General features: G+C 51.5%; 2 rRNA genes (1 of these 2 running past the window's edge). Both read right to left on the bottom strand.

Going from position 1 to position 3108, the window contains the following annotated elements:
* Positions 1-3: 3 nt before the first annotated feature.
* Positions 4-119 (bottom strand): 5S ribosomal RNA (gene rrf / locus AD669_RS27820).
* Between the two features lie 168 nt (positions 120-287).
* A 23S ribosomal RNA gene (locus AD669_RS27815) occupies positions 288-3108 on the bottom strand (it continues 73 nt past the right edge of the window).

Genomic DNA, 3108 nt, shown 5'->3' with positions numbered 1-3108 from the left:
TAATCTTGACGATGACCTACTCTCACATGGGGAAACCCCACACTACCATCGGCGATGCATCGTTTCACTGCTGAGTTCGGGATGGGATCAGGTGGTTCCAACGCTCTATGGTCGTCAAGAAATTCGGGTACTGAGTCGTGACCAGATGGCCTCGCTTCAGCAAATTGGGTATGTGACAGCTTTCGGTGTTTGTGAACATCGAACTTTCGGTTCGTTTCGTCTTCACACACCGCAATCTGGTCTCTCTCGTCTTTTCAACTAGGAGCATCAAATTGCTTGGGTGTTATATGGTCAAGCCTCACGGGCAATTAGTATTGGTTAGCTCAACGCCTCACAGCGCTTACACACCCAACCTATCAACGTCGTAGTCTTCGACGGCCCTTCAGGGAACTCAAGGTTCCAGTGAGATCTCATCTTGAGGCTAGTTTCCCGCTTAGATGCTTTCAGCGGTTATCTATTCCGAACATAGCTACCCGGCAATGCCACTGGCGTGACAACCGGAACACCAGAGGTTCGTCCACTCCGGTCCTCTCGTACTAGGAGCAGCCCCTCTCAAATCTCAAACGTCCACGGCAGATAGGGACCGAACTGTCTCACGACGTTCTAAACCCAGCTCGCGTACCACTTTAAATGGCGAACAGCCATACCCTTGGGACCGGCTTCAGCCCCAGGATGTGATGAGCCGACATCGAGGTGCCAAACACCGCCGTCGATATGAACTCTTGGGCGGTATCAGCCTGTTATCCCCGGAGTACCTTTTATCCGTTGAGCGATGGCCCTTCCATACAGAACCACCGGATCACTAAGACCTACTTTCGTACCTGCTCGACGTGTCTGTCTCGCAGTCAAGCGCGCTTTTGCCTTTATACTCTACGACCGATTTCCGACCGGTCTGAGCGCACCTTCGTACTCCTCCGTTACTCTTTAGGAGGAGACCGCCCCAGTCAAACTACCCACCATACACTGTCCTCGATCCGGATAACGGACCTGAGTTAGAACCTCAAAGTTGCCAGGGTGGTATTTCAAGGTTGGCTCCACGCGAACTGGCGTCCACGCTTCAAAGCCTCCCACCTATCCTACACAAGCAAATTCAAAGTCCAGTGCAAAGCTATAGTAAAGGTTCACGGGGTCTTTCCGTCTAGCCGCGGATACACTGCATCTTCACAGCGATTTCAATTTCACTGAGTCTCGGGTGGAGACAGCGCCGCCATCGTTACGCCATTCGTGCAGGTCGGAACTTACCCGACAAGGAATTTCGCTACCTTAGGACCGTTATAGTTACGGCCGCCGTTTACCGGGGCTTCGATCAAGAGCTTCGCGTTAGCTAACCCCATCAATTAACCTTCCGGCACCGGGCAGGCGTCACACCCTATACGTCCACTTTCGTGTTTGCAGAGTGCTGTGTTTTTAATAAACAGTCGCAGCGGCCTGGTATCTTCGACCGGCATGAGCTTACGGAGCAAGTCCTTCACCCTCACCGGCGCACCTTCTCCCGAAGTTACGGTGCCATTTTGCCTAGTTCCTTCACCCGAGTTCTCTCAAGCGCCTTGGTATTCTCTACCCAACCACCTGTGTCGGTTTGGGGTACGGTTCCTGGTTACCTGAAGCTTAGAAGCTTTTCTTGGAAGCATGGCATCAACCACTTCGTGTTCTAAAAGAACACTCGTCATCAGCTCTCGGCCTTAAGATCCCGGATTTACCTAAGATCTCAGCCTACCACCTTAAACTTGGACAACCAACGCCAAGCTGGCCTAGCCTTCTCCGTCCCTCCATCGCAATAACCAGAAGTACAGGAATATTAACCTGTTTTCCATCGACTACGCTTTTCAGCCTCGCCTTAGGGACCGACTAACCCTGCGTCGATTAACGTTGCGCAGGAAACCTTGGTCTTTCGGCGTGGGTGTTTTTCACACCCATTGTCGTTACTCATGTCAGCATTCGCACTTCTGATACCTCCAGCAAGCTTCTCAACTCACCTTCACAGGCTTACAGAACGCTCCTCTACCGCATCATCCGAAGATGATACCCGTAGCTTCGGTGTATGGTTTGAGCCCCGTTACATCTTCCGCGCAGGCCGACTCGACTAGTGAGCTATTACGCTTTCTTTAAAGGGTGGCTGCTTCTAAGCCAACCTCCTAGCTGTCTAAGCCTTCCCACATCGTTTCCCACTTAACCATAACTTTGGGACCTTAGCTGACGGTCTGGGTTGTTTCCCTTTTCACGACGGACGTTAGCACCCGCCGTGTGTCTCCCATGCTCGGCACTTGTAGGTATTCGGAGTTTGCATCGGTTTGGTAAGTCGGGATGACCCCCTAGCCGAAACAGTGCTCTACCCCCTACAGTGATACATGAGGCGCTACCTAAATAGCTTTCGAGGAGAACCAGCTATCTCCGAGCTTGATTAGCCTTTCACTCCGATCCACAGGTCATCCGCTAACTTTTCAACGGTAGTCGGTTCGGTCCTCCAGTTAGTGTTACCCAACCTTCAACCTGCCCATGGATAGATCGCCCGGTTTCGGGTCTATTCCCAGCGACTAGACGCCCTATTAAGACTCGCTTTCGCTACGCCTCCCCTATTCGGTTAAGCTCGCCACTGAAAATAAGTCGCTGACCCATTATACAAAAGGTACGCAGTCACAGAACAAAGTCTGCTCCCACTGCTTGTACGCATACGGTTTCAGGATCTATTTCACTCCCCTCTCCGGGGTTCTTTTCGCCTTTCCCTCACGGTACTAGTTCACTATCGGTCAGTCAGTAGTATTTAGCCTTGGAGGATGGTCCCCCCATATTCAGACAAAGTTTCTCGTGCTCCGTCCTACTCGATTTCATGACTAAGAGATTTTCGCGTACAGGGCTATCACCCACTATGGCCGCACTTTCCAGAGCGTTCCGCTAATCTCAAAGCCACTTAAGGGCTAGTCCCCGTTCGCTCGCCACTACTAAGGGAATCTCGGTTGATTTCTTTTCCTCAGGGTACTTAGATGTTTCAGTTCCCCTGGTTCGCCTCTTGCACCTATGTATTCAGTACAAGATAACCATCTTATGATGGCTGGGTTCCCCCATTCAGACATCTCCGGATCAAAGTCTGTTTGCCGACTCCCCGAAGCT

Source organism: Pseudomonas sp. P1.31 (assembly GCF_001269815.1).
GTDB classification, from domain to species: Bacteria; Pseudomonadota; Gammaproteobacteria; order Pseudomonadales; family Pseudomonadaceae; genus Aquipseudomonas; species Aquipseudomonas rustica.
Note: the sequence above shows the minus strand (reverse complement) of the source record. Positions and strands in the feature narration are given on the sequence as shown.